Source organism: Rhizobium sophoriradicis (genome assembly GCF_025200795.1).
GTDB lineage: Bacteria > Pseudomonadota > Alphaproteobacteria > Rhizobiales > Rhizobiaceae > Rhizobium > Rhizobium sophoriradicis.
Window position 1 is genome coordinate 2,113,291 of sequence record NZ_CP104152.1, and the last position, 22,662, is coordinate 2,135,952.

Genomic DNA, 22,662 nt, shown 5'->3' on the forward strand with positions numbered 1-22,662 from the left:
TCTCATATGTAATCTTTGGTATATGTCGCTTTAATCTTTTCCCAAGAAATTTAAGCTACCAAATAGAATATTGCCTTCGAATACATGAGGAGTTCGCCGGATGAATACGGCTGTCGCGCCCAAGGTGCAGGTCCCCGACGTAGCGGGTCAGATCACCTATGCCATGCGCTCGATGGGCGTTGCCCCGATACCCCGCAATTACGAACTCTTCTACGAAGCCTATATCGGCTCCAATCCTGCCCTGACCCGAGAACTTGCGGCCCTCGGCACCCATGCGACACAGGCCGAACTCGACGCGCTCGGCGCGCAATATTTCAACACGAGCCCAGGTCAGGTCTTCGATGACGCCCATACCCGCATATCAGGCGAACTCGACGGCTTGCTTCGGATTCTGCGGCAGGAGCAGAGTTCACTCGAAAGCTATACCAGGCTGCTCGGCGAAACCCATAAGCGGATCACCTCCAAGAGCAATGCCAGCGTCGAACTGATCGAAAACGCTATAGAACTTTTAAGCCGGGCGACGGGCGATACCATGGCGCATGGCGAACGCACCGTGGAGGACGTCGTCCAGCGTTCCCAGGAGATGGATCAGGTCCGCAAGGAACTCGACGAATATAAGCGCATCGCCAACACCGATTCGCTGACGCGCCTATCCAACCGCCGCGCCTTCGACGATCGCCTTGCTGCCGTTTTCGACAATCCCGGCATGCGGCCGGTGACGGCTCTGCTGCTTGCCGACATCGACAATTTCAAGAAGATCAACGACACCTACGGGCATCCCGTCGGTGACAAGATCCTCGCCACCGTCGCCTCCGTCATCCGCAGCAATGTCCGGCGCGACGTCTTCGTCGCCCGCGCCGGCGGTGAGGAATTCGCGCTGATCATCGAGGGCAACACGGCCGAGGAAGTGTCGGCGATCGCCGAACGCATACGCCGCACGCTGGAGACCACCCCGTTCAAAAACTCGCGCACACGGGTGAATTACGGCCCGATCACCGTGTCGATCGGCATCTGCATGGCCTCGAATGCCGAGGATGCCGGCGAGCTTTACAGCAAGACCGACATCGCCCTTTACGGCGCCAAGAATGCCGGGCGCAACTGCATCGTCCTCTATCAGGACGGGATGCAGAAAGATTTCAGCAAGAGCTGGCTGATCTACAAGGCCTGACGGCTTTCACCACATCGTCTTCGCCGCGCGACCGGGCCATTCCCGGTCGTAGGTTTCCTGGTCGAAATCGCCGACGGCGGCCTTCAGCATCTGCCCCGGCGTCGGCAGGCCTGCCGGATCAGCGAAATGCTCGGCATTCCAGAGTTCGGCCCGCATCACGGCGCGCGCGCATTGGAAATAGACCTCGTCGATCGAAATGACCACGACGGTACGCGGATGTTTGCCGTCCATCTCAAAGCCCCGGAGCAGCGTCTCGTCGTCGGAGACGACGCCGCGGCCATTGATGCGCATCGTCGTGTTCGAGCCGGGGATCAGGAACATCAGCGCAAGCCTGGGATCGCGGACGATATTGGAAAGCGAATCGACGCGGTTGTTGCCGCGCCAATCCGGCAGTTGCAGCGTCTCATCGTCGACGACACGCACCACGCCGCCGAGATCACCACGCGGCGAACAGTCGAGCCCTTCCGGCCCGACGGTCGCAAGCGCGGCAAAGGGCGAGATCTCGATCATCTCACGGTAAAGCGGCGTCAGCCGCTTGGTTACCTTGTCGACTGAGGCCTGCGATAGGCCTGCGCCATAGATCGTATTGAGTTCTTCGATGCTGCTGATGATTCTCATGAGGCGTCCCGCCGCGGCTTGATCTTCGCGCCGGACGCTACAATGCCGCGCGCCGTGCCGGAAGCTCAAAAATCGGAATGATTTCCGCATCTTTTTTGATGCTTTCGTCGGAAGCGCCGTCTTCGCCCCGACCACCTTCGAGAAATGCCGCAATTGCGCCAAGGACGGGAGCTGCGCCGACTATGCGCCGGTGCCCGAAGCCGTTCGCCCAGAACAGCCGCACATTCTCGCCGGCTGCGTCATAGCGCCTCGCATGGACCGGCGGCACCTCCTTGTCGTCCTCGGCATGGATGACGAGCACAGGCCGGCTGATCGCGCCCACCGTATTGCCGGCGTCGAACTCGTCAAGTCTCCGTCCGGTGACGCGATGGACCTCATTCTGCAGTGCCGCTTGCGCAGCGGGGCGAAGGCCGATCATCCGGCCGAAATCGACAAACAGCCAGCGCATCTCGCTCGGCGCGCCGATCAGCACCAGTCGCCCGCAGGCGACCGGCGCCGCGGCTGGCAGCAGGCCAGCCGCTGAAACCATCAGCGCCGCACCGCCGAAGGAATGGCCGATGACCGCATCGAAGACACCGAAACGCTCCTCGGCCGCGGCGATCGACCGGACGGCAAGTCCCATGTGCAGGAAATGCCCGCCGGCACGCCCGTGTCCGGGAAAATCGAGCGCCACCACCTCCGCACCGGTCGCCGAAAGCATCGATACCAGCTCGGCCATATATTCGGCGCTCGAGCCCCAACCATGCGTCACCAGGAAACGCTTGCGCTTCCCCCGCGCCCCGCCATTCAGCCGATAGGCATGCGCTTTCGCCCCGCCTGCAAGCTTGAGCGTAAAGCGTTCTGCGTCGGCGAGCCGGGCGGCGCCCGACGCGTGCGCCGCCTTCGCCCTTGCTCCCTTCGGCCGGGGCGACGGTGTGCGGCAGAACAGCCGGAACGCCGCTTTGCCGGCCAGACCAGGCGAAATTGCCTGCAGAGCCGAAATACCCAGGCGGGTGACCTCAAGCGCAAAATTTGCCATAGTGAGAATCCAAAAGACTGTTCAACACTGAACAATAAAGTACAACGATGAACAAAAATCAATCCCTTCCCTGGGATCATCCGCGTTTTCGCAGCTGGATCGCAGTGGCGCGCGCCTGCCAGCTGATGCAGCAGTCGCTGACCCGCCAGCTTGCCGATCTCGACATCAAGCCGCCTCACCTCGACATTCTCGTCAATCTCTACCGTTTCGAAGGCATCTCGCAGCAGGAGCTGGCCCGCAAGTTGCTGGTCGGCCGCTCCAATATGAGCATGCTCTTGCCGCAGATGGAAAAGCGGGGGCTGATCGAGCGACGCGGCGACACGCGTGACAAGCGCGTGCTGCGCCTTTACCTTACCACGGAAGGCCGCAGGCTAACCGAAGCGGCGATGGCGATCCAGACCGACCTCATCGAGCGCACGCTCTCCGACGAGCCGATCGAGCAGTGCATGGCGACCGCCACCTCGATGGAGCGGATCATCGGCGTGCTGCTACAGGATCTCAGGGAAGAGGACTGACATTCAATGTATCGTCGGCGCCGCCGCTGTGCCGGTCAGCGAACGGTATTCCCAGGCCGCGACAATGATCAGCACCAGCGTCGCCAGGATGCCCAACAGATAGATCTCGATGAGCGGCGCCACAAAGGCGAGCAGGATCACAATCACGAGACCGGCCAGGTGCGACAGCGGCATTCGCCCGCTGGTCGCGCCCTTGAACCAGAGATTGCCGATCAGGAACAGGCCGGAACCGCCGAGCACCGCTGCGGCGATGCCGAGATCGCCCGTCTCATGCGGATGCGAGAACATGAACTCGACCGCGACCGCATGGACAATGATCCCGGCCAGGATCGGGATATGCCCATAGGTGAAGGCTTGCCGCGCCAAGGCTCCCGGCGTCGCCTCATGCTCGATACGGTGGGCGGCGCGCCCGTGGCCGAAGCGGAAATAGAGCCACCACATGGCGACCGTGCCGATGAAGCCGGTGACGAAGACGATGCTGGTCAGCCCCGAAACCGGCAGCTCCGAAAAGGTGCGGCCGGAAACGAGGATCGCCTCGCCGAGGCAGATGATAACGAAGAGCGCGCAGCGCTCGGCCATATGCGCGCCGGACACATCCCAGTCGCTCGGCCTCGACCGGCCGAGCCGAGGCACGGCAAAACCCGCGGCCGGCCCGATATATTCGATCGCAAGCGCGATCACCCAGGCGATCAGCCGAGCTTCATGCTCCAGCAATCCACCGGCAATCCAGAAGACGGCGGCTGCCACGAGCCAGGCGGTAATGCGGATGAAATTCAGCGTGTTGGCGCGGTCGACGCGCGTCATCGCATAAGTCGTAAAAAGCGAACGCCCGACCTGCATCGCTACATAGGCTCCGGCAAAAAGCAGCCCCTTGTCGCCGAAAGCTTCGGGAATGGAGGCTGACAGCACCAGCCCTAGCATCATCAGCACCACTAGCATGCCGCGCACCGGCATCTTGTCGGGATCGAGCCAGTTCGTCACCCAGGCGGTGAAGATCCACACCCACCAGACGGCAAAGGTCATCAGCGCCGCTTCGGCGGCACCGAGCGGCGTATAATGGGCGGCGAGCGCATGCGAAAGCTGCGAGATCGAAAAGACGAAGACCAGATCGAAGAACAGCTCGAGGAAGGTCACCTTGCTGCCGGCCGCACTCCCCTTAGCGCGCAGCCAGTTCTTTCCGTTCGCTTTCGCCATGTATCCCCCAATACCCATTGATTTCAGCGCGGCTTTTCCGCCGTGTCGCGGTTCATGCCCTTATCCCTGAGCTCTTCCTCATAGACCGAAAACAGCTCCGCACCCCGTTCGCCGAGTTCGCGCAGATAGGTCCAGGTATAGATGCCGGTATCGTGCATGTCGTCGAAGCCGATCCTGACGGCATAATTGCCGGTCGGCGTCATCGAGATGATTGCCACGTTGCGTTTCCCCGGCACCGTCACCTTCTGGCCTGGCCCGTGGCCCTGCACCTCGGCCGATGGCGACAACACGCGCAAAAGCTCGGCCGACAGGTCGAAGCTGCGGCCGTCGTCGAAGGTTATTGCCAGCCGCTGCCGGTCTTTCGAAACACGAAGCTCGCTGGGCCAGGTATCGCTCATCTCTATCACCCTCTTTCCCCTGGAGAAGTAGGCGTTCGCCTTTTTCGTGGCAAGCGCAAATTAGCGTGTGCGAAATCCGTTTCCCTTGACGGCGCAATCACATATGCACAAATAGAAAGATATCGCTTGAAAACAGGCAGGCACACGGTCTGGCTCGTCAGATCCGGTTGCGGAGGAATAAGTGAATACGAGAATAGGAACGATAGGCGCCGCATCGCCGCTGGCTGCGGGCGCACACCCAATGATCGACCCTTTCGGCCGGGCAGTCACCTATCTCCGCGTCTCCGTCACTGACCGCTGCGATTTCCGCTGCACCTATTGCATGGCCGAGAACATGACCTTCCTGCCGAAGAAGGATCTGCTGACGCTCGAGGAACTCGATCGGCTCTGTTCCGCCTTCATCGCCAAGGGCGTGCGTAAGATTCGGCTGACCGGCGGCGAGCCTTTGGTGCGCAAGAACATCATGTATCTCGTGCGCCGGCTCGGCGAAAAGATCGGCTCCGGCCTCGATGAGCTGACGCTGACCACCAACGGCTCGCAGCTGTCGCGCCATGCCGAGGAGCTCTATGAATTCGGCGTGCGCCGCATCAATGTCTCGCTCGATACGCTCGACCCCGACAAATTCCGCAAGATCACCCGCTGGGGTGATTTTGCCAAGGTCATGGAGGGCATCGATGCGGCTCATAAGGCCGGCATACAGATCAAGCTCAACGCCGTGGCGCTCAAGGAATTCAACGACGCCGAGATACCCGATCTCCTGCGCTTCGCCCATGGCCGCGGTATGGATCTGACGGTCATCGAAACCATGCCGATGGGCGAGATCGACGAGGACCGTACCGACCAGTACCTGCCGCTCTCCGAGCTCCGCGCCGATCTCGAAGGTCAGTTCACGCTGACCGATATCGACTACCAGACCGGCGGCCCGGCGCGTTACGTCAGGGTCACAGAGACCGGCGGCCGCCTCGGCTTCATCACGCCGATGACTCATAATTTCTGCGAGAGCTGCAACCGTGTGCGCCTCACCTGCACCGGCACGCTCTATATGTGCCTCGGCCAAAACGACGCCGCCGATCTGCGCGCCGCACTGCGCGCCACCGAAGACGACGCCCTCCTCCACACCGCCATCGACGAGGCCATCACCCGCAAACCGAAAGGCCACGATTTTATCATCGACCGCACGCATAACCGCCCGGCGGTGGCGCGGCACATGAGTGTCACTGGTGGGTGAGACGCGATCCCGCAAAGCGGGAGCGATCGATCCAGTGAATCGATCGCAGCGTCGAACGCCCTGCGCCCAGGCGAAGGGCCGGGCAACGGTGCGACTTGCTCCCTCTTCTCCCCAGCGGGGAGAAGATGCCCGTCAGGGCAGATGAGGGGGTGAGCGACGACAGGAGCGATGCGCTGAGCCCAAGCGAAGAGCAATAAATGGCCTGCCGCGTGCCCCCTCATCCGACCCTTCGGGCCACAAACCAGGGTCGAGCCACGTGTCTGAAATTGCCGCAGCATCGGCGCCAATCTATCCCCATCACCCGGGCTTACGCGCACAAATCGCAAACCGCTCCTGCACCATGCGCTCCAACCCACGCAAAAACGGCATCTTGCGCGCCTGTGCCCAGTGAATATCCCCGAGCTTGCGGTCGACGACGATGTCCACAAAGCCGGCCTTGCGCAGAAGATCGACGACCGCTTCGGCCGGCATCTCGTGCGAAAAATGCACGCGCGAGCGGATCTTCTGGTGCCGCGCCATCATCTCAGGCGACATATGGCTCGCCGCAGGCTTGCCTGATATCTTCGTCCAGAGCTTCTGCAGGCCCTTGACCCAGGTTTCCCGACCCATATTGCCGTCGAGGATCAGCACCTTGCCGCCCGGCTTCAACACCGCGAACCATTCCTTGAAAGCCGAAGCCGGATCGACCAGCGTCCAGACGAGATGCCGGTTGGTGATGACATCGTAGCTGTCGCGCGGCTCCATGGTGTTTTCGGCGTCGCCGGAAACGAAACGAATATCGGTGCCGCGCTTCTTCGCCTTGGCGCGCGCCTGCGCCAGCATCGCGTCCGACCAGTCGAGCCCGGTGACCTTGAAACCGACATCGTTCATCAGATGCGAGATGACGGCGGTGCCGCAGGCAAGATCGAGCGCCGCGCGGCCCTGCCCCTCGCCGAGATGCTTTCGGATCAGCCGCTGCCAGCCCTTCCGCTCGCCTTCCGAAAAGATTTCATGGCCGACGCTCTGGTCGAAGGTCGCCGCCCTCTCCGACCAGAAATCGCGAATTTCGTCGCGGATCGAGTAATTTGTATTCATCGAATTCATCTCAAGTGCCTCGGCATCGGATTAGTTTGGAAAAGCTCTAAAACATATAACTTGATTCATAAAGTCATATTTCTTATGCCTGCGGACATTATTCAGACCTCGGGGGAATTTCCAGATGAATTTCGTGAAAATGCTCGCAGTTTCCGCAGCTGCGATTGCCGGCTTGATGCCGCTTTCGGCCTGGGCGCAGTCCTTCACCATCAAGGATGTGGCAGGCCGTGAAGTGACCTTCGACAAGCCGGTCGAGCGTGTGATCCTTGGGGAAGGCCGCATGCTCTACGCCGTCGCGCCGATCGAGAAGGAAGATCCCTTCGCCAAGATCGTCGGCTGGCGTAACGACCTCTGGACCACAGACAAGGATGGCTTCAACGCCTATGTCGAGAAGTTTCCCAAGGGCAAGGATCTGCCCTTCCTCGGCAACCTGACCGACGGCACGCTGCAGACCGAAACGGTCGTCAAGCTTCATCCCGACGTGCTGCTGCTGCCGATCGGCAACAAGACGGCCGCCGACGAGGTGAAGCTCGAAGAGATGCTCGCCGGCATCGGCGTGAAGATCGTCTATATCGATTTCCGCGAGCACATTCTCGCCAACACCGAGCCGAGCCTGAAGATCCTCGGCAAGCTCTTCGGCCACGAGGACCGCGCCGAAGCCGTCGCCGCCTACTGGAAAGAGCAGATGGCGAGTGTCACCGACAAGCTGAAGGCCGCCAACCCGCCGAAGCCGAAGGTCTTCATGTACCGCGCAGCGGGGTTGGTGGAGTGCTGCGGCACCTTCGGGCCTGATAATTTCGGGCTGATGGTCGATTGGGCCGGCGGCCACAATCTCGGCTCCGACTTCCTTCCCGGCTATACCGGCTCCATCAATGCCGAACAGGTGGTAGCCTCCAATCCCGAGGTCATCGTCGTCACCGGCTCCAACTGGAGTCAGTCCAAGAATGCCAAGGATTATGTGAATGTCGGCCCAAGCGCTGCGTCTACCCTCGGCGACAGCCGCAAGGTGCTGAACACGCTGATGGAAAACCCGGCCTTCACCGGCTCCAAGGCAGTCGCCGGCGGCAATGTCCATGCGATCTGGCACCAGTTCTATACCAGCCCCTACCAGTTCGTCGCCGTCCAGCAGCTCGCCAAATGGTTCCATCCGAACCTCTTCGCCGATCTCGACCCGGACGCCACCTTCAAGGAGTTCCACGAGAAATTCCTACCGGTCGCTTATCAGCCGGGTTACTGGGTCGACGCCAAGGCGGGCCAGTAGTCCAAAATGGCCGAGGTCGCCGCCATATCGATCGAAGCTGAAGCCGGGAGGGAGCGCTACCGCGCCCTCACCCGGCGCAAGCTTTTGATCCTAGCCGCCATGACGGCAGCACTCTGCCTGTCCTTCGCCGTCGATCTCGCCTGGGGGCCGGCCCGCTACAGCCTCGGCGAGGTCATCACCGCCCTCTTCGATCCCTCCTCCGTTTCCGATCAGGTGCGGGCCGTCGTCTGGAACATCCGCATGCCGGTCGCCGTCATGGCGATCGTCGTCGGCGCGTCACTCTCCGTTGCCGGCGCCCAGATGCAGACGATCCTCGCCAATCCGCTCGCCAGCCCCTTCACGCTCGGCATCTCGGCCGCAGCAAGCTTCGGTGCGGCGCTCGCAATCGTCACCAGCGTTCCGCTGCTGCCGGTCGCTGCCGGCCTGCTCGTGCCGGTCAATGCCTTCGTCATGGCGCTGATCGCCACGCTCTTCATCCATTTCGTCTCGCAGGCCCGCGGCGTATCGGTGCAGACGGTCGTCCTCCTCGGCATCGCGCTGGTCTTCACCTTCAACGCGCTTCTCGCCTTCCTGCAATATCTCGCCTCCGAACAGGCGCTGTCGGCCGTCGTCTTCTGGACGATGGGCAGCCTCACCAAGGCGACATGGCCGAAGATCTGGGTGACACTTGCCGTCCTGCTGATCGCCCTGCCGCTCTTCGCCCGCAATGCCTGGGCGCTAACCGCGATCCGCCTCGGAGAGGACAAGGCCGCAAGCTTTGGCGTCAATGTCCGTCGCATTCGGCTGGAAACCATGCTTGTCGTCTCGTTGCTTGCCGCCGTGCCCGTCAGCTTCGTCGGCACCATCGGTTTCGTCGGCCTCGTTGGTCCCCATATCGCACGCATGATCCTTGGCGAGGATCAGCGCTTCTTCCTGCCGGGCTCGATCCTCTCCGGCGCGCTGCTGCTGTCGCTCACCTCGATCGTCTCGAAATCGATCATCCCCGGCGTCGTCTTCCCGATCGGCATCATCACCGCACTGGTCGGCGTGCCCTTCTTCTTCTCGCTCATCCTCTCGAACAGGAGCCGGTCATGGTAGCGCTTCAGTTACAGTCGGTCGGCGCCTATCACGGCCGCAAGCTCTTCGTCGAAGATGTCACGACGCCGGTGATGAAATCGGGCGAGATCGTCGCGGTCATCGGCCCGAACGCTGCCGGCAAGTCGACGCTTTTCAAGCGCATCACCGGCCTACTCAAGGGCCCGGGCGATGTCGTCGTCGAAGGCTCGAAGGCGAAAAACGCTATCAGCTACATGCCGCAGGATACCTCAGCCAATGCGGTGCTGACCGTCTACGAATCCATCCTGCTCGCCCGCAAACAAGGACAGTCTTGGGCCGTCGGCGACAGCGACCTGCGCTTCATCGACGAGATCATGAAGGCGCTCAATATATCAGCCATCGCCTTCCGCGATCTCGGGGCGCTGTCCGGTGGCCAGCGCCAGCTCGTCTCGATCGCGCAGGCGCTCGTCCGCGAACCCGAGATCATGCTGATGGACGAACCCACAAGCGCGCTCGATCTTCACCGCCAGATCGAGGTCCTCGATTTCATGCGCCGCCGCGCCCGCGCCAAAGGCATGCTCGTCCTCATCGCCATCCACGACCTCAACCAGGCGCTCCGCTTCGCCGACAAAGTCCTCGTCATCGCCAACGGCCGCATGCGCGCCTGCGGCGCCCCAAGGGACGTCGTCACCGCTGAGATGCTGCGGGAGATCTACAGGGTCGAAGCTAGGGTGGAGAAATGCTCGCTGGACCACGACCATGTCATCGTCGACGGGACGGCGCATTGAGGCTGGCAGGGCCAACGCGAAAGACAGCGCATCCTGAAGCCCACATGCATGAGAGCCTCAGCCTGAAGTGCCAACACCCGAGAACGCGTCAGCCTAAGATGCCAACGCCCAAGAGAGCCTCATCCTGAGGCGCGTAGCCCGTAGGGCGAAGCCTCGAAGGACCAGGCGGGCGCTCCCACCCAGGCGCAACCATCTTGAGTAAGCACATAGGCACGCTGCGGCAGCATCCTTCGAGCCTGCGGATCACACCTCAGGATGAGGACCCGTGGAGGATGCCGCTGCCCTTCAATCAATCAATCGCTGCGCGGTAAACTTGTCCGTAACCAGCATGTCGATGACCCCGACGCGGAGCGCACCTGCAATTGCGTCGGTCTTTTTGGCACCGCCGGCAAGGGCAATGACCCGGTCCACTCGCTCAAGATCCTCAAGTGGAAGCCCGATGACCCGATCATCCAGGGGCGTCTTGACCGGCTTGCCGTTCTTATCGAAGAAGCGAAGCGAGATATCGCCGACGGCACCCGCTTCCGCGAGATCAGAGAGTTCGCGCGAGGAAAAGATATTCCCTGATCGAGCGAGAAGTTCGGATGGTTCGACCGCTCCGATGCCGACGATCGCAAGCGTTATGCTGCCGAACAGGTCCATCGTCTCGCGGACGAACGGGTCGGCCTGCATCAGAAGTTTTGCTTCTCTTGATGTCGTCACGCCCTGCACCGGCAGCAATTTCGGCTCGGCGCCGGTCAGCCGTGCAAGCCGCGTCGTCAGCTGCGTCGCATGCGTCTGCACGGAAGGGTCACCCATGCCTCCAAGGGTCTGGACGACATACTTCGCCTGAGCGCTCTTCTGCGGATGAATGTTCTCGACCATCTTGAAGATGGTCTGGCTCCAACTCGAAACGCCGATGATCTCGCCGGGCGCAAGTGTCACCTCCAGGAGATGCGCCGCCGCCTCCCCGATACGAGCCATGATGGCTCCGTCCCGATCTTCCGTGCACTCCACGACGATTGCCTCCGGCAGATCGTATTTCTCGCGAAGCGCGCCCTCCAGCTCGCTATAGGTGCCGACGGGAGGGATCACGCTGGTTCGGACGATATCTTCAGCCTCGGCACGTTTGAGCATGCGCGATACCGTCGCCTGCGACAGGCGAAGGTGCTCTGCGATCTCCGCCTGTCGCCGCCCCTCGATGTGGTACATCTGGGCGACCCGTGAAATGAGGCGGAGTTCGTTGAGGCGAGTCATCACTGATCCCGGAGTGAATTTTTATTCACCTTTAACCTGTGTTTCGCGGGACGTCGAGCGGGCTAGCGCATCATTCCAAGTCGCCAGAAGGGCAGCTCGATCCACGGCTTGCGGCTCAATGGTTTGGGTGTTTCGCGGCAGCTCCGAGATGACATGCAGATCGCTCCATAAGCCGAGGGAGAGCCCCGCCAGATAAGCGGCGCCCAGGGCCGACGCTTCGGGCGCTTCGCATTGAATCACGGGATGTTCGATGAGATTCGAGACACACTGCATCAGGAAGCGGTTCTGGCTCGGTCCGCCGTCCACATAGAGCGCGCCGAGCTCACCGCCGCTCTGCGCCCGCATGGCCGCAATCACATCATGCACCTGGAAGGCGATGGAATCGGTTACCGACCGCGCCATTTGCGCACGTGATGTATTGAAGTTGATTTGGGAGAACAGAGCACGGGCGTCGGAATTCCAGTAAGGCGCACCGAGCCCCACGAACGCCGGCACAAAACCAGGCGCGCCCGGCGCAGCACTCGCCGCAAGTTCGACAAGGGCGGCTACATCCGCCAGGCCGAGAATGTCAGCCATCCAGGGAAGGCTGGCGGCGCAAACGAGGATATTGCCCTCGAAAGCGAAAGCCGGCTTTCCCGCGATCCGCCATGCGACGGTAGTCGTGATGCCGTTGCGCGGGGCTATGAATTGCGGCAACGTCGTCATGACCGAAGAGCCGGTTCCGAAGGTCACCTTGCCGTCGCCCGGCTTGAATGCGCCGTGACCGAACAGGGCAGCGTGGCTGTCTCCGATCGCGGCCTTTATCGGAGTGCCATCGGGCACTCCCGGCAATCCCTGCGTTCTGCCGAAATCGGCGGAACTGTCGAGCACCTCGGGCAGGAGCGCGATGTCGACGCCGAAGATCTCGCCAAGTTCCTCGCTCCATCTCTGTTCCCGGAGATCGAACAACTGGCTCCTGGCGGCATTGGATGCATCGCAGACATGCCGGCGCCCGCCCGTCAGGCAGTGAACCAGCCAACTGTCGATCGTTCCCAGCCGCACCGATCGCCCAGCCGGAATACGGTCGAGCAGCCATCTGAATTTCGAACCCGGGAACATCGGATCCAATGGCAGGCCGGTCAGCGCCTGCACACGATCGAGGCGGCCTTCGGCAATCAGACGTTCGCAATCCTGCGCCGTTCGACGGCACTGCCAGCTGACCACCGGTCCGAGCGCCTCTCCCGTTTCGGCGTCCCAGGCGGTAACGGACTCGCGCTGGTTGGAAATGGCGACCGCCTCGATGCTCGCAGCCGGGCTGGCCTTCAGGCAGGCGTCGATCGCTTCGCAGACCGATGCGTAGAGCCGGCGCGGGTCTTGTTCGACCCAGCCCTCCTTCGGATAGGAGATGCCGACAGGAGACGAACCTCTGCCGATGATGTCTCCCTTTTCGGAAACGAGAACTGCTTTTGAATTGGTCGTGCCCTGGTCGATTGCCAGAATTGCCCGCATTCTATCCTCCCGGATCAGGTGGCGGCCGGGCGACAAAAACCTCCGGCCGGTCACGCCATCCCAGTTTACTTACGCTTGATCAGCGACTGTGCGGCGTCGGCGATAGCCGACGGCGCCATCCCGTATTCGTCGAGCAGGAACTCTGCCGAACCGGTGGGGGCATAGACGCCGGGAACGCCGAGACGCTTCATCGGGACCGGAGCATTGTCAACCACCACTTCGGCGACCGCGGAACCGAGCCCGCCAAAGATCGAATGCTCTTCGGCCGTGACGATCGCTCCGGTCTCCTTCGCCGCGGCGATGATGGCCTCCTCGTCGATCGGACGAACCGTGGCGAGGTTGAGCACCCTGGCCTCGATGCCGCGGCCGGCGAGAATCTCGGCCGCCTTTACAATGCGATGGGTCAAGGTGCCGTTGGCAATCAGCGTGACGTCGGAGCCCTGGCGAAGGAGATTCGCCTTGCCGAGTTCGAACCTGTGCCCCTCCGGAAGAAGGTCGGGCACTCCGACCCGTGACAGACGCAGGAAACACGGCCCGCTATAGGTCGCCGCCCACGCAACGGCGGCAGCGGTTTCGATGCGGTCGCAGGGCGCGATGACGGGAAGATTGGGCAGGACGCGCGTCCAGGCGAAGTCTTCGATCGAATGATGCGTCGGACCGAGTTCGCCATAGGCCATTCCGGACGAAATGCCCACCAGCTTGACGTTGGCATTCGAGTAGGAAATGTCGGCCTTGATCTGCTCCAGCGACCGCCCCGTGAGAAACGGCGCCGCGCCGCACACGAAGGGCAGCCGTCCGCCATTGGCGAGGCCTGCTCCGACGCCGACCATGTTCTGCTCGGCGATGCCGACGTTGACGAGGCGTTCCGGAAACTTCGACTTGAAGCCGCCGAGCTTGGAGGAACCGACGGAGTCGTTGCAGACGGCAACGATCGTTTCGTTTTCGGCTGCCAGCCGCTCGAGCGTAGAGGCGAATGCGTCGCGGCAGTCGTGGAGCTTGGGTGGGTTTACTGGCGCGTTCATTACAGTGCCTCCGACAATTCTGCCAATGCGATTTCGTATTGTTCCTTGCTCGGCACCTTATGATGCCACTCGACCCGGTCCTGCATGAAGGATATTCCATGGCCCTTGTTGGTATGGGCGACGATGCAATGCGGTCTCGACCCCCGGTGTTCGAGGCCCGGAACGATCTCGCGCATATTGTTGCCGTCGATCTCGGTGACTTCCCAATCGAAGGCTTCGAGCTTCGGACGAAGTGGAGCGAGATCGTTGGTTTCGGCAAGTGCTGCGCCCTGCTGGAACCTGTTGTGATCGATGACCAGCGTCAAGTTGTCGAGCTTGAACTGGGCTGCCGCCATGATCGCTTCCCAGTTGGAACCCTCCTGCATCTCACCGTCGCCGGTGACGACATAGGTGTGATATCCAGCGCCCGAGAGTTTAGCGGCTTTCGCCATTCCGACTGCAACCGGAAGACCGTGGCCGAGCGGCCCTGTATTCGTTTCGACGCCGGGAACCTTGTTGCAGTTCGGATGCCCGTTCAGCCTCGAATGCGGCTGCAGGAAGGTGGAAATCTCCCCCTCCGGGATGAAGCCGCGTTTTGCGAGCGTCACATAGAGAGCGCAAGCCGTATGTCCCTTTGAAAGAACGAACCTGTCGCGGTCGGGATGTCTCGGCTGATCCGGCCAGACATTCAGCACACGAAAATAGAGCGCCGTCAAAATGTCGATGACCGACATCTCCCCGCCGATATGGCCGGCGCCCGCTTCAAAGACCGCCTGGAGATCGCGCAATCGGATCTCGCGGGCGATGCGCTCAAGTTCTGTCGTATCCATGGGTTCCTCTTAATGCATAAATATTCACTATTCAATATTTTTGCATAACGCGCCGATTAGTCAAGCCTCTAAGCGAGAAGCCGGCAGCGCCATGCCGGAACAAATCCTGTTGACAGGGGAAAAGCAAGTTGTTAATGAATTTTCCGGCAATACTGAATAATTATTCTAGCTTGCACAAATATCGGATACAAGCCTAAGCATAGGGAGGAGCAATGGTGGCGCTCGATATCAATGAACAAAGGCTTTCGTCCGGCGCTTGGCTCGGCAAGCTCAAGGGAGCAACCGGTCCGCTCGTGGGATTGCTCGCGCTGTGCATCTTTCTGAGCTTCAGCACAGACACGTTTCTTTCGGTTCGAAACGGCCTCAATATCCTCGACCAGATCACCGTCCTCGGCATCATGGCGGTCGGAATGACGTTCGTCATCCTGATCGGCGGCATCGATCTCTCCGTCGGCTCCGCCCTCGCCCTGGCGATGATGGTCATGGGCTGGACCGCCAATGTCGCCGGCCTGCCGCTGCCCGTCGGCATCGCCTTCGCGCTGATCGCATCGGCGGTATCAGGCCTCATCGTCGGGCTTCTGGTGACGCAGTTCAGGGTTCCAGCCTTCATCGCTACGCTTGCGATGATGTCGGCGGCGCGCGGCGTTGCGAACATGATCACCGACGGCCAGCAGATCGTCGGCTTCCCCGACTGGTTCATGATGCTGGCGATCGATCGTCATTTCGGCGTCATGACTGCCACGGTCTTCCTCATGCTCGCGGTCGTTCTTGCGGCATGGCTCTTCCTGCACTTCCGGTCCGAAGGCCGCATGCTCTATGCGGTGGGCGGTAACCCCGAAGTCGCCCGTCTCGCCGGCATCAACGTCCCGCTGGTGACGATATCAGTCTATGTCGTGAGCGCCGTCCTCGCGGGACTTGCAGGCATCGTGCTCGCTGCCCGGCTGGATTCCGTCCAGCCGTCCAGCGGTCTCGGTTATGAACTGGACACGATCGCCGCGGTCGTCATCGGCGGAACGTCGCTCTCCGGCGGCGCCGGCGGCATCGGCGGAACGCTGATCGGCGTCCTGATCATCGGTGTGCTTCGCAACGGTCTCAACCTTCTCAACGTCTCGCCCTTCCTGCAGCAGGTGATCATCGGCATCGTCATCGTGCTCGCGGTCGGTGCAGAGACCATTCGTCGGCGTCGCGCCTGACGCGCATCGTCCGCCACGTTGGCGGACGCGGAATTCCGCCCCGAAAATTTTGGGGCGGATCAATACCCCGAGGGGGAGGACATACCCGAGGGTTCCATCAAACAACGGAGGAAATACAATGAAAATAGCGCGCACCATGTTCGCGTCCGCTGCACTACTCGGTCTCATGCTCGGTCCTGTGCACGCGGCGGAACTGAAGAAGCTCGGCCTGGCCGTTGCCAACCTTCAGGCAAACTTCTTCAACCAGATCAAGCAATCGGTCGAGGCCGAAGCCAAGAAGCGCGGCATCGAAGTCATCACGGTCGACGCCAAGGGCGACGGACCGACGCAAGTCAACCAGATCCAGGATCTTCTGACCCAGAAAATCGACGCGCTGATCTACATTCCGGCAGGTGCGGCAGCGGCGACCGTTCCGGTCAAGCTTGCAAAGAACGCCGGCATTCCTGTTGTCAACGTCGACCGCAACGCCGAGGGCGCGCCGGGCGATACTTTCCTTGCAACGGATTCCGTCGCATCGGCCAAGGCAGTGTGCGACTACATTCTGAAGGAAGCCGGCGGCAAGGGGAAGATGGTCATCATCCATGGCCAGAAGGGCACCACCCCGGAAGTCGATCGCTCGAAGGGCTGCGGTGAATCGCTCAAGGCCTATCCGGATGTGAAGGTTGTCGCCGAGCAATATTCGAACATCTGGAGCCAGGACGAAGGCTTCCAGATCATGCAGAATATGCTGCAGGCAAATCCCGACGTCTCGATCGTCTTCGCCCAGGCCGATGGTCTCGCGCTTGGCGCCGCTCAGGCGATCAAGGTCGCAAATCCCTCGCAGAAGATCGTGGTCGGCGGCTTCGACGGCGATACCGGGGCTCTCGAAGCCCTCAGCAAGGGCGTCTTCAACGTGACGGCGACGCAGCAGACGCAGAAAATGGGCCGCGATGCAGTCGAAAACGCCGCCAAGCTTGTCGCCGGTGAAAAGGTACCGCCGGTACAGCTGTTGGATGCCACGCTGACAACCAAGGAAAACGTCGCAGGCTTCATCGCCAACCATCCATAATGAAAACGAGGTCTTGAGGAGGTGTGCCGTGACTGATCCCGTTCTTTCCCTGAGGGGCATATCCAAGTGGTATGGGCCGCTCCAGGTGCTGAAGAATGTCAGCCTGGACGTCTACCCCGGTGAAGTGGTGGCACTTCTCGGCGAAAACGGAGCGGGCAAGTCGACGCTGTCAGGCATCATTGCCGGCTCACGCACACCCTCCGAGGGATCGATGACGTGGCTGGGGCAGCCTTATGCCCCGGCCACCCCACGCGAAGCGATCGACAAGGGCGTTGTCCTGATCCATCAGGAACTGCAGCTTCTGCCGCAGCTGTCGATCGCCGAAAACGTCTTCATCGGACGCTGGCCGATGAAGAACGGCGTCGTCGATCGAGCTCAGATGGTCCGCCGGGCCCAGGACCAGCTCGCTCGCTTGAACCTTCATATACCTGCCACACGGATGGTCGCCGGCCTTTCCACGGCAAATCAACAGCTCATCGAGATCGCCAAGGCGCTCGCTCTCAATGCCAAGCTCCTGATCCTCGATGAACCGACAGCCGCCCTTGGCGGCGCCGAGACGGAAGCTCTGTTCGAACAGGTTCGCAAGCTTCGCTCGGAAGGTGTCGGCATCGTCTACATCTCGCACCGCATGGAAGAGATCAAGCAGATCACCGACCGCATCGTCGTTCTTCGCGACGGGGAGCGGGTGCAGGAATTCTCAGACAGTGCCACCCCGGTGCGAACGATCGTCGAGAGCATGGTCGGACGCCCGCTTGATCGCCTGTTCCCTGCCCTGCCGGTTCCAACCGACCGCCCGGTCCTTGAGGTGTCCGGGCTGAGCTCGCCTGAGAACTCTTTCCGTGACGTTACCTTCGAGGTTCGGGCAGGCGAAATTCTCGGCATCGCCGGACTGGTCGGCGCCGGCCGCACCGAACTGGTGCGGGCGATTTCGGGAGCAGACCCGATCAGTGCGGGTTCGATCAAGCTGGAAGGCGAGGAACTCAGGCTGCGGGACCCGGCCGACGCGATCGCCAAAGGCATCGTGATGGTTCCGGAAGACCGCAAGGAGCAGGGCCTGATCGTCGGGCACCGGATCAGCGAGAACATTGTCTACGCCAACCTCGACAAATTGGGCGGTGGCTGGATTACGCCGCGCATCAAGCGCTCGTTTGCGGAAAAGGCTGTTGCGAAGTTCGGCGTCAAGGGCCGCGCCGAGCAATTCGCCTCTGACCTTTCCGGCGGCAACCAGCAGAAGGTGGTGATCGCGAAGTGGCTGTTGCGTGATCCCAAGGTCGTCGTGCTCGACGAACCGACGCGAGGCATCGACGTCGGCGCCCGCGCGGGCATCTACGACATCATCGTCAATCTTGCCAAACAGGGTGTGGCCGTCATCGTCGTAAGCTCGGACCTCGAGGAAGTTCTCGGAATTTCCAATCGCATTCTCGTGCTTGCCCAGGGCAAGCAGGCAGGCATCCTCGATCGTGACCAGGCAAATGACGTCTCAGTCATGGAATTAGCGACCATCTAAACAGACAGAGAAAGGAAGAGCGGTGTCCGACATCACTCTGAACGCCCCGAAACTTTTCGATCTTTGCGGCCAGGTTGCCATCGTCACCGGTGCCGGCAGCGGCATCGGGCAGCGCATTGCCATTGGACTTGCGCAATGCGGCGCTGATGTGGCGCTGCTCGACCGTCGAACCGACGACGGACTGGCCAAGACTGCTGAACATATTCGCGCCGCCGGTCGCCGTTCGATCGAGATCGCGGCCGATGTCATAAACAAATCCTCGCTTGCCGATGCCGTCGCACGAACCGAGGCGGATCTCGGCTCCCTGACGCTGGCCGTCAACGCTGCAGGCATCGCCAATGCGAACGCGGCGGAAGATATGGAGGAGGATCAATACCAGACGTTGATGGATATCAACCTGAAGGGCATATTCCTTTCCTGCCAGGCCGAGGCCCGCGCCATGCTGAAGAATGGGCGCGGCTCCATCGTCAACATCGCCTCCATGTCGGGCGTCATCGTCAACCGGGGCCTCAGCCAAGCGCATTACAACGCCTCCAAGGCCGGTGTCATCCATATGTCGAAGTCGATGGCGATGGAATGGGTCGACCGCGGCATTCGCGTCAACACCATCTCGCCGGGATATACGGCAACGCCGATGAATACCCGTCCGGAGATGGTTCATCAGACCAAGCTCTTCGAAGAGCAGACACCGATGCAGCGCATGGCTGATGTCGACGAGATGGTCGGTCCGGCCGTGTTCCTGCTGTCGAACGCAGCAAGTTTCGTGACGGGCGTCGATCTTCTCGTCGATGGCGGTTTCTGCTGCTGGTGATGCGGATGTGAAAGCTTGCTGCCGGCAACCGGCACCTGAAACGATCTCGCTTCCTCCTTGGCTGAGATCGAGGCGCTGAAGGGACCAACGGGCAAGACGGCGCGATATCGTCGTCCGCCCGCCCTTCCCGCCGATAAAGGAGCTGAGGCTACGGCGCCGCCATTGGCGCTCAAGACCGCGCGCATCCGTTGAACGGATTGCCGTCGCCGAGGGATATTTGAAAGGAAAGAGGATGAAACGCTTCGAAAACAAGACTGTCGTTATCACAGGGGCCAGCCGCGGCATCGGCGCGGCCATCGCCAAGCGCTTTGCGCGCGAAGGCGCCAATCTCGTCGTCTCGGCGAACGAGGATCTGGTCCACGGCGTTGCCGAAGCGATAAGGGCCAAAGGCGGCAAGGCGATCTCCTTCATCGGCGATGTCACCGACAAGGCGAGCGTCCAGGCGCTCTACGATGCCGCCGAGGGTGAGTTCGGCGCGGTTGACGTCTCGATCCAGAATGCCGGCGTCATCACCATCGCCCGCATCGAGAACATGACCGAAAACGAGTGGGACAAGGTCATGGCCGTCAACACCAAGGGCGTCTTCCTCTGCGCCCAGGAGGCCATTGCCAGAATGCGCAAGCACAAGCGCGGCGGCCGCATCATCAACACCGCCTCCGGTCAGGCCCGCGACGGCTTCATCTACACGCCGCACTACGCCGCCTCGAAAATGGGCGTCGTCGGCATCACCCAGAGCCTCGCCAAGGAAGTCGCGACCGACAACATCACCGTCAACGCCTTCTGCCCCGGCATCATCGAAACCGACATGTGGGCTTATAACGACCAGGCCTGGGGCAAGCTCCTCGGCAACTACGCCCCCGGCGAACTGATGAAGGAATGGGTCGAAGGCATTCCGATGAAGCGTGCCGGAACCGGCGAAGATGTCGCCGGCCTGGTCACCTTCCTCGCCAGCGACGACGCCGCCTACATCACCGGCCAGACGATCAATGTCGACGGTGGGTTGATTATGTCCTGAGCCCAGGGACGGTGGCCGACCTCGTCCTTCGAGGCCCCATTTGGGGCACCTCAGGATGAGGTCGGAGAGAGGCCTGTAGCGCTTGTCGCACCAAAAGCCGCAGCCGCATGGCACCACAATCAGCCCTCATCCTGAGGCGTGCAGGCCGCGGGCCGGAGCCTCGAAGGACGAGGGCGGGTGGCTCGACCGGCAACAGGCCGATCCCACCCTCGCCCACCCTACGTCCGGCTGATCGAAACCCCGCCATCGGCGAGCATCGCCGTGCCTGTCACGAAGCTCGCCATATCGGACGCCAGGAACAATGCGGCATTGGCGATCTCCTCAGGCTGGGCCATACGTTTCAGCGCATGCAGCCCCTCCACAAAAGCCAGGACTTCCGACGTCGCGTCGGGCGCATTGGTAATGCTGGCCGGCGTATCGGTGCCGCCGGGAAGCAGGGCGTTGACGCGGATGTTCTGCCGTCCGAGTTCGGCGGCGAGCACCTGCACGAAACCTATTAGCCCGGCCTTGCTCGCCGCATAGGCAGCCATGCCAGGCATGCCGGCAGTGTGGCCGACGAAGGTTGAGGTGAAGATCAATGATCCACCTTTTCCCATCGCCGCCGACTGGTGTTTGGCGCCGAGGAAGGCGGCGGTGAGGTTGGTCTCGAGCGTCTCGCGCCAGCTCTCCGGCGACAGCTCCGCCACTGGTCCCATCTCCCCGACGCCGCCGGCATTGTTGAACGCGATATCGAGCTTGCCGAAACGCGAAACCGCCGTATCTACGAGCCTTGCCTGCAACGCCTCGTCCTTGACATCGCCCGATATGGCGACGGCCTGCCCGCCCCCCGCCTCGATTTCGCCGACGACGGCATCGAGCGCCTCCTGTCGCCGTCCCGTGACCACGAGCTTCGCACCCTCTCGCGCAAAGAGTTTCGCCGCCGCGCGGCCGATGCCGGAGCTCGCGCCTGTGATGATTGCGACCTTGTCGTTCAGAAGTGTCATGTCCGTATCTCCTCAGTTGTCGAGGCATCCCAAATCTCAAACATCAGGCGATGCAGCCACCCGTTTCCCGTGCCCACAAACGAAAACCGCCGGCAATCGATGTTCTCGGTCGGCGATCAGCTCGATCGCCGATGGAGGACGGAAGCATCGATACGCATTGGAAGTACCGGAATTCACATTGCAAACCTTCACTTGCCGCGGTTTTCAATCATTCACTTGCCGCAACGTCGGCACCATTGTGCGCTGCATCAACGATTTATCCGCGGTGTGGCATTCATTCGATTCCCTTGATGTATCTTCCCGACTAAGAAGGGGCGCACAGGTAATGGGAATCTCTTCATGCCGCGGTCACGCAATACTGAGGGCGCCATCTATATGAGCTTGGCGATGGCCGGCTTTTCCGCGAGCGACGCTCTCTCCAAATCGGTGATCGCCTCTATGAATGCCGGCGAGATCATGTTCCTGCGCGGCCTGTTCACCAGCGTGCTCGTCTATCTGATCGCCTGGAAAATGGGCGCGCTGCGCTCTTGGCGCATTGTGCTGCAGCCGATGATCATCTTCAGGATCATCTGCGAGATGCTGTCGGCGGTCACCTATATCACCGCGCTCGGCATGATGCCGATCGCCAATGCCTCGGCGATCCTGCAGTCGCTGCCGCTGGTCGTCACCTTCGGTGCCGCGCTGTTCTTCAACGAGCCGGTCGGCTGGCGGCGCTGGTTGGCGATCCTGGTCGGCCTCGTCGGGGTGATGATCATCATCCGTCCCGGCCCCGAAGGCTTCACTGCCGCCGCCCTCCTCTGCGTCAGCGCGGTGCTGACGACGGCCAGCCGCGATCTCGCCACCCGCTCGATCGATCCGGAGATTCCCTCGCTGATGATCACGGTCATCACCGCCATCTCCGCCTCCTTCTTCGGCGCTTTGCTCATCCCGATGCTCGGCGGCTGGCAACCGGTCAGCGCGACGTCGCTAGGGCATCTGCTGCTCGCCTCAGTGCTGGTGCTCGTCGGCTACCAGTCGGTCATTCTCACCATGCGCACTGGCGAAATCTCCTTCGTCGCGCCCTTCCGCTATACCAGCCTGATCTTTTCCTCGCTGCTCGGCTTTTTCTTCTTCGCCGAAGTGCCCGACAGCTGGACGCTCCTGGGCGCTGCAATCGTCATCGCCTCCGGCCTCTATACGTTCTATCGTGAAGCCAAGCGCCGTGTGCCGCCGATCGCTCCGGAATCCGCGCCGCGCTCACCGGTTTGAGGCAG

The 22,662-nt window shown here is 61.5% G+C and carries 22 protein-coding genes; 12 read left to right on the forward strand and 10 right to left on the reverse strand.

Annotated elements, in window-relative coordinates:
- The first annotated feature begins 100 nt into the window (after nt 1-100).
- On the forward strand, nt 101-1,168 hold the full coding sequence (locus tag N2597_RS10585; protein WP_038689334.1) for a GGDEF domain-containing protein: 1,068 nt from the start codon (nt 101-103) through the stop codon (nt 1,166-1,168).
- A 6-nt stretch (nt 1,169-1,174) separates the two neighbouring features.
- Here the strand turns inward: N2597_RS10585 and N2597_RS10590 are convergent, their stop codons facing one another.
- Both N2597_RS10590 and N2597_RS10595 read right to left on the reverse strand, forming a co-directional pair.
- On the reverse strand, nt 1,175-1,786 hold the full coding sequence (locus N2597_RS10590; RefSeq protein WP_096769468.1) for a pyridoxamine 5'-phosphate oxidase family protein: 612 nt from the start codon (nt 1,784-1,786) through the stop codon (nt 1,175-1,177).
- Nucleotides 1,787-1,823: 37 nt separating this feature from the next.
- Nucleotides 1,824-2,804, reverse strand: coding sequence for an alpha/beta hydrolase (locus N2597_RS10595; RefSeq protein ID WP_183597600.1), 981 nt, complete (start codon nt 2,802-2,804; stop codon nt 1,824-1,826).
- 47 nt (nt 2,805-2,851) lie between these two features.
- Here N2597_RS10595 and N2597_RS10600 point away from each other — a divergent pair, with 47 nt between their 5' ends.
- Complete coding sequence (locus N2597_RS10600) at nt 2,852-3,319, forward strand: MarR family winged helix-turn-helix transcriptional regulator (protein ID WP_009988727.1); 468 nt, start codon at nt 2,852-2,854, stop codon at nt 3,317-3,319.
- 3 nt (nt 3,320-3,322) lie between these two features.
- Here the strand turns inward: N2597_RS10600 and N2597_RS10605 are convergent, their stop codons facing one another.
- Both N2597_RS10605 and N2597_RS10610 read right to left on the reverse strand, forming a co-directional pair.
- A complete protein-coding gene (locus N2597_RS10605) occupies nt 3,323-4,513 on the reverse strand; it encodes a low temperature requirement protein A (RefSeq protein WP_183597598.1) in 1,191 nt (396 codons plus the stop codon).
- 23 nt (nt 4,514-4,536) lie between these two features.
- A complete protein-coding gene (locus N2597_RS10610) occupies nt 4,537-4,911 on the reverse strand; it encodes a gamma-butyrobetaine hydroxylase family protein (RefSeq protein ID WP_183597596.1) in 375 nt (124 codons plus the stop codon).
- 181 nt (nt 4,912-5,092) lie between these two features.
- Here N2597_RS10610 and moaA point away from each other — a divergent pair, with 181 nt between their 5' ends.
- Nucleotides 5,093-6,139 carry a GTP 3',8-cyclase MoaA gene (gene moaA, locus N2597_RS10615; RefSeq protein WP_183597594.1) on the forward strand — a complete coding sequence of 349 codons (1,047 nt, stop codon included), beginning with the start codon at nt 5,093-5,095 and terminating at the stop codon, nt 6,137-6,139.
- 297 nt (nt 6,140-6,436) lie between these two features.
- On the opposite strand, the gene N2597_RS10620 is transcribed toward moaA, so the two are convergent.
- Complete coding sequence (locus N2597_RS10620) at nt 6,437-7,222, reverse strand: class I SAM-dependent methyltransferase (RefSeq protein ID WP_039620103.1); 786 nt, start codon at nt 7,220-7,222, stop codon at nt 6,437-6,439.
- Nucleotides 7,223-7,337: 115 nt separating this feature from the next.
- Here N2597_RS10620 and N2597_RS10625 point away from each other — a divergent pair, with 115 nt between their 5' ends.
- From N2597_RS10625 to N2597_RS10635, 3 genes are read left to right on the forward strand one after another with little or no spacing between them, the layout of a single operon-like run.
- Entirely contained in the window at nt 7,338-8,474 is a 1,137-nt protein-coding gene (locus N2597_RS10625; RefSeq protein ID WP_009996930.1) for an ABC transporter substrate-binding protein, read from the forward strand.
- 6 nt (nt 8,475-8,480) lie between these two features.
- Entirely contained in the window at nt 8,481-9,551 is a 1,071-nt protein-coding gene (locus N2597_RS10630; RefSeq protein WP_009996929.1) for a FecCD family ABC transporter permease, read from the forward strand.
- A complete protein-coding gene (locus tag N2597_RS10635) occupies nt 9,545-10,297 on the forward strand; it encodes an ABC transporter ATP-binding protein (protein WP_038689350.1) in 753 nt (250 codons plus the stop codon). Before N2597_RS10630 ends, N2597_RS10635 begins: the two co-directional genes overlap by 7 nt.
- 285 nt (nt 10,298-10,582) lie before the next feature.
- On the opposite strand, the gene N2597_RS10640 is transcribed toward N2597_RS10635, so the two are convergent.
- The 4 genes from N2597_RS10640 to N2597_RS10655 form a co-directional block, all read right to left on the reverse strand.
- Nucleotides 10,583-11,533, reverse strand: coding sequence for a sugar-binding transcriptional regulator (locus tag N2597_RS10640; protein ID WP_009996926.1), 951 nt, complete (start codon nt 11,531-11,533; stop codon nt 10,583-10,585).
- Between the two features lie 21 nt (nt 11,534-11,554).
- Nucleotides 11,555-13,021 (reverse strand): FGGY family carbohydrate kinase, encoded by a 1,467-nt coding sequence (locus tag N2597_RS10645; protein ID WP_077989270.1) that lies wholly within the window; start codon nt 13,019-13,021, stop codon nt 11,555-11,557.
- Nucleotides 13,022-13,086: 65 nt separating this feature from the next.
- Nucleotides 13,087-14,043, reverse strand: a complete 957-nt coding sequence (locus tag N2597_RS10650) for a transketolase family protein (RefSeq protein WP_077989271.1) — start codon at nt 14,041-14,043, stop codon at nt 13,087-13,089.
- On the reverse strand, nt 14,043-14,852 hold the full coding sequence (locus N2597_RS10655; protein ID WP_077989272.1) for a transketolase: 810 nt from the start codon (nt 14,850-14,852) through the stop codon (nt 14,043-14,045). Before N2597_RS10655 ends, N2597_RS10650 begins: the two co-directional genes overlap by 1 nt.
- 212 nt (nt 14,853-15,064) lie before the next feature.
- On the opposite strand from N2597_RS10655, the gene N2597_RS10660 reads away from it, so the two are divergent.
- From N2597_RS10660 to N2597_RS10680, 5 genes are all read left to right on the forward strand, one after another.
- Nucleotides 15,065-16,045 carry an ABC transporter permease gene (locus N2597_RS10660; RefSeq protein ID WP_183597591.1) on the forward strand — a complete coding sequence of 327 codons (981 nt, stop codon included), beginning with the start codon at nt 15,065-15,067 and terminating at the stop codon, nt 16,043-16,045.
- A gap of 118 nt (nt 16,046-16,163) precedes the next feature.
- Entirely contained in the window at nt 16,164-17,093 is a 930-nt protein-coding gene (locus N2597_RS10665) for a sugar ABC transporter substrate-binding protein (RefSeq protein ID WP_183597589.1), read from the forward strand.
- A gap of 28 nt (nt 17,094-17,121) precedes the next feature.
- Nucleotides 17,122-18,600, forward strand: a complete 1,479-nt coding sequence (locus N2597_RS10670) for a sugar ABC transporter ATP-binding protein (protein WP_077989275.1) — start codon at nt 17,122-17,124, stop codon at nt 18,598-18,600.
- 22 nt (nt 18,601-18,622) lie between these two features.
- Complete coding sequence (locus N2597_RS10675) at nt 18,623-19,411, forward strand: SDR family oxidoreductase (protein WP_077989276.1); 789 nt, start codon at nt 18,623-18,625, stop codon at nt 19,409-19,411.
- 232 nt (nt 19,412-19,643) lie between these two features.
- Nucleotides 19,644-20,426 (forward strand): glucose 1-dehydrogenase, encoded by a 783-nt coding sequence (locus N2597_RS10680; RefSeq protein ID WP_077989277.1) that lies wholly within the window; start codon nt 19,644-19,646, stop codon nt 20,424-20,426.
- 218 nt (nt 20,427-20,644) lie between these two features.
- Here N2597_RS10680 and N2597_RS10685 read toward each other — a convergent pair whose 3' ends face one another.
- Complete coding sequence (locus N2597_RS10685) at nt 20,645-21,409, reverse strand: SDR family oxidoreductase (RefSeq protein WP_183597588.1); 765 nt, start codon at nt 21,407-21,409, stop codon at nt 20,645-20,647.
- A 339-nt stretch (nt 21,410-21,748) separates the two neighbouring features.
- Here N2597_RS10685 and N2597_RS10690 point away from each other — a divergent pair, with 339 nt between their 5' ends.
- Complete coding sequence (locus tag N2597_RS10690) at nt 21,749-22,657, forward strand: DMT family transporter (protein WP_183597585.1); 909 nt, start codon at nt 21,749-21,751, stop codon at nt 22,655-22,657.
- Nucleotides 22,658-22,662 lie beyond the last annotated feature (5 nt).

Bases quoted from the DNA above. Each gene is read 5' to 3' on its own strand.
- N2597_RS10585 (WP_038689334.1), top strand. From the start codon at position 101: ATGAATACGGCTGTCGCGCCCAAGGTGCAGGTCCCCGACGTAGCGGGT.
- N2597_RS10590 (WP_096769468.1), bottom strand. From the start codon at position 1,786: ATGAGAATCATCAGCAGCATCGAAGAACTCAATACGATCTATGGCGCA.
- N2597_RS10595 (WP_183597600.1), bottom strand. From the start codon at position 2,804: ATGGCAAATTTTGCGCTTGAGGTCACCCGCCTGGGTATTTCGGCTCTG.
- N2597_RS10600 (WP_009988727.1), top strand. From the start codon at position 2,852: ATGAACAAAAATCAATCCCTTCCCTGGGATCATCCGCGTTTTCGCAGC.
- N2597_RS10605 (WP_183597598.1), bottom strand. From the start codon at position 4,513: ATGGCGAAAGCGAACGGAAAGAACTGGCTGCGCGCTAAGGGGAGTGCG.
- N2597_RS10610 (WP_183597596.1), bottom strand. From the start codon at position 4,911: ATGAGCGATACCTGGCCCAGCGAGCTTCGTGTTTCGAAAGACCGGCAG.
- N2597_RS10620 (WP_039620103.1), bottom strand. From the start codon at position 7,222: ATGAATTCGATGAATACAAATTACTCGATCCGCGACGAAATTCGCGAT.
- N2597_RS10625 (WP_009996930.1), top strand. From the start codon at position 7,338: ATGAATTTCGTGAAAATGCTCGCAGTTTCCGCAGCTGCGATTGCCGGC.
- N2597_RS10630 (WP_009996929.1), top strand. From the start codon at position 8,481: ATGGCCGAGGTCGCCGCCATATCGATCGAAGCTGAAGCCGGGAGGGAG.
- N2597_RS10635 (WP_038689350.1), top strand. From the start codon at position 9,545: ATGGTAGCGCTTCAGTTACAGTCGGTCGGCGCCTATCACGGCCGCAAG.
- N2597_RS10640 (WP_009996926.1), bottom strand. From the start codon at position 11,533: ATGACTCGCCTCAACGAACTCCGCCTCATTTCACGGGTCGCCCAGATG.
- N2597_RS10645 (WP_077989270.1), bottom strand. From the start codon at position 13,021: ATGCGGGCAATTCTGGCAATCGACCAGGGCACGACCAATTCAAAAGCA.
- N2597_RS10650 (WP_077989271.1), bottom strand. From the start codon at position 14,043: ATGAACGCGCCAGTAAACCCACCCAAGCTCCACGACTGCCGCGACGCA.
- N2597_RS10655 (WP_077989272.1), bottom strand. From the start codon at position 14,852: ATGGATACGACAGAACTTGAGCGCATCGCCCGCGAGATCCGATTGCGC.
- N2597_RS10660 (WP_183597591.1), top strand. From the start codon at position 15,065: ATGGTGGCGCTCGATATCAATGAACAAAGGCTTTCGTCCGGCGCTTGG.
- N2597_RS10665 (WP_183597589.1), top strand. From the start codon at position 16,164: ATGAAAATAGCGCGCACCATGTTCGCGTCCGCTGCACTACTCGGTCTC.
- N2597_RS10680 (WP_077989277.1), top strand. From the start codon at position 19,644: ATGAAACGCTTCGAAAACAAGACTGTCGTTATCACAGGGGCCAGCCGC.
- N2597_RS10685 (WP_183597588.1), bottom strand. From the start codon at position 21,409: ATGACACTTCTGAACGACAAGGTCGCAATCATCACAGGCGCGAGCTCC.
- N2597_RS10690 (WP_183597585.1), top strand. From the start codon at position 21,749: ATGCCGCGGTCACGCAATACTGAGGGCGCCATCTATATGAGCTTGGCG.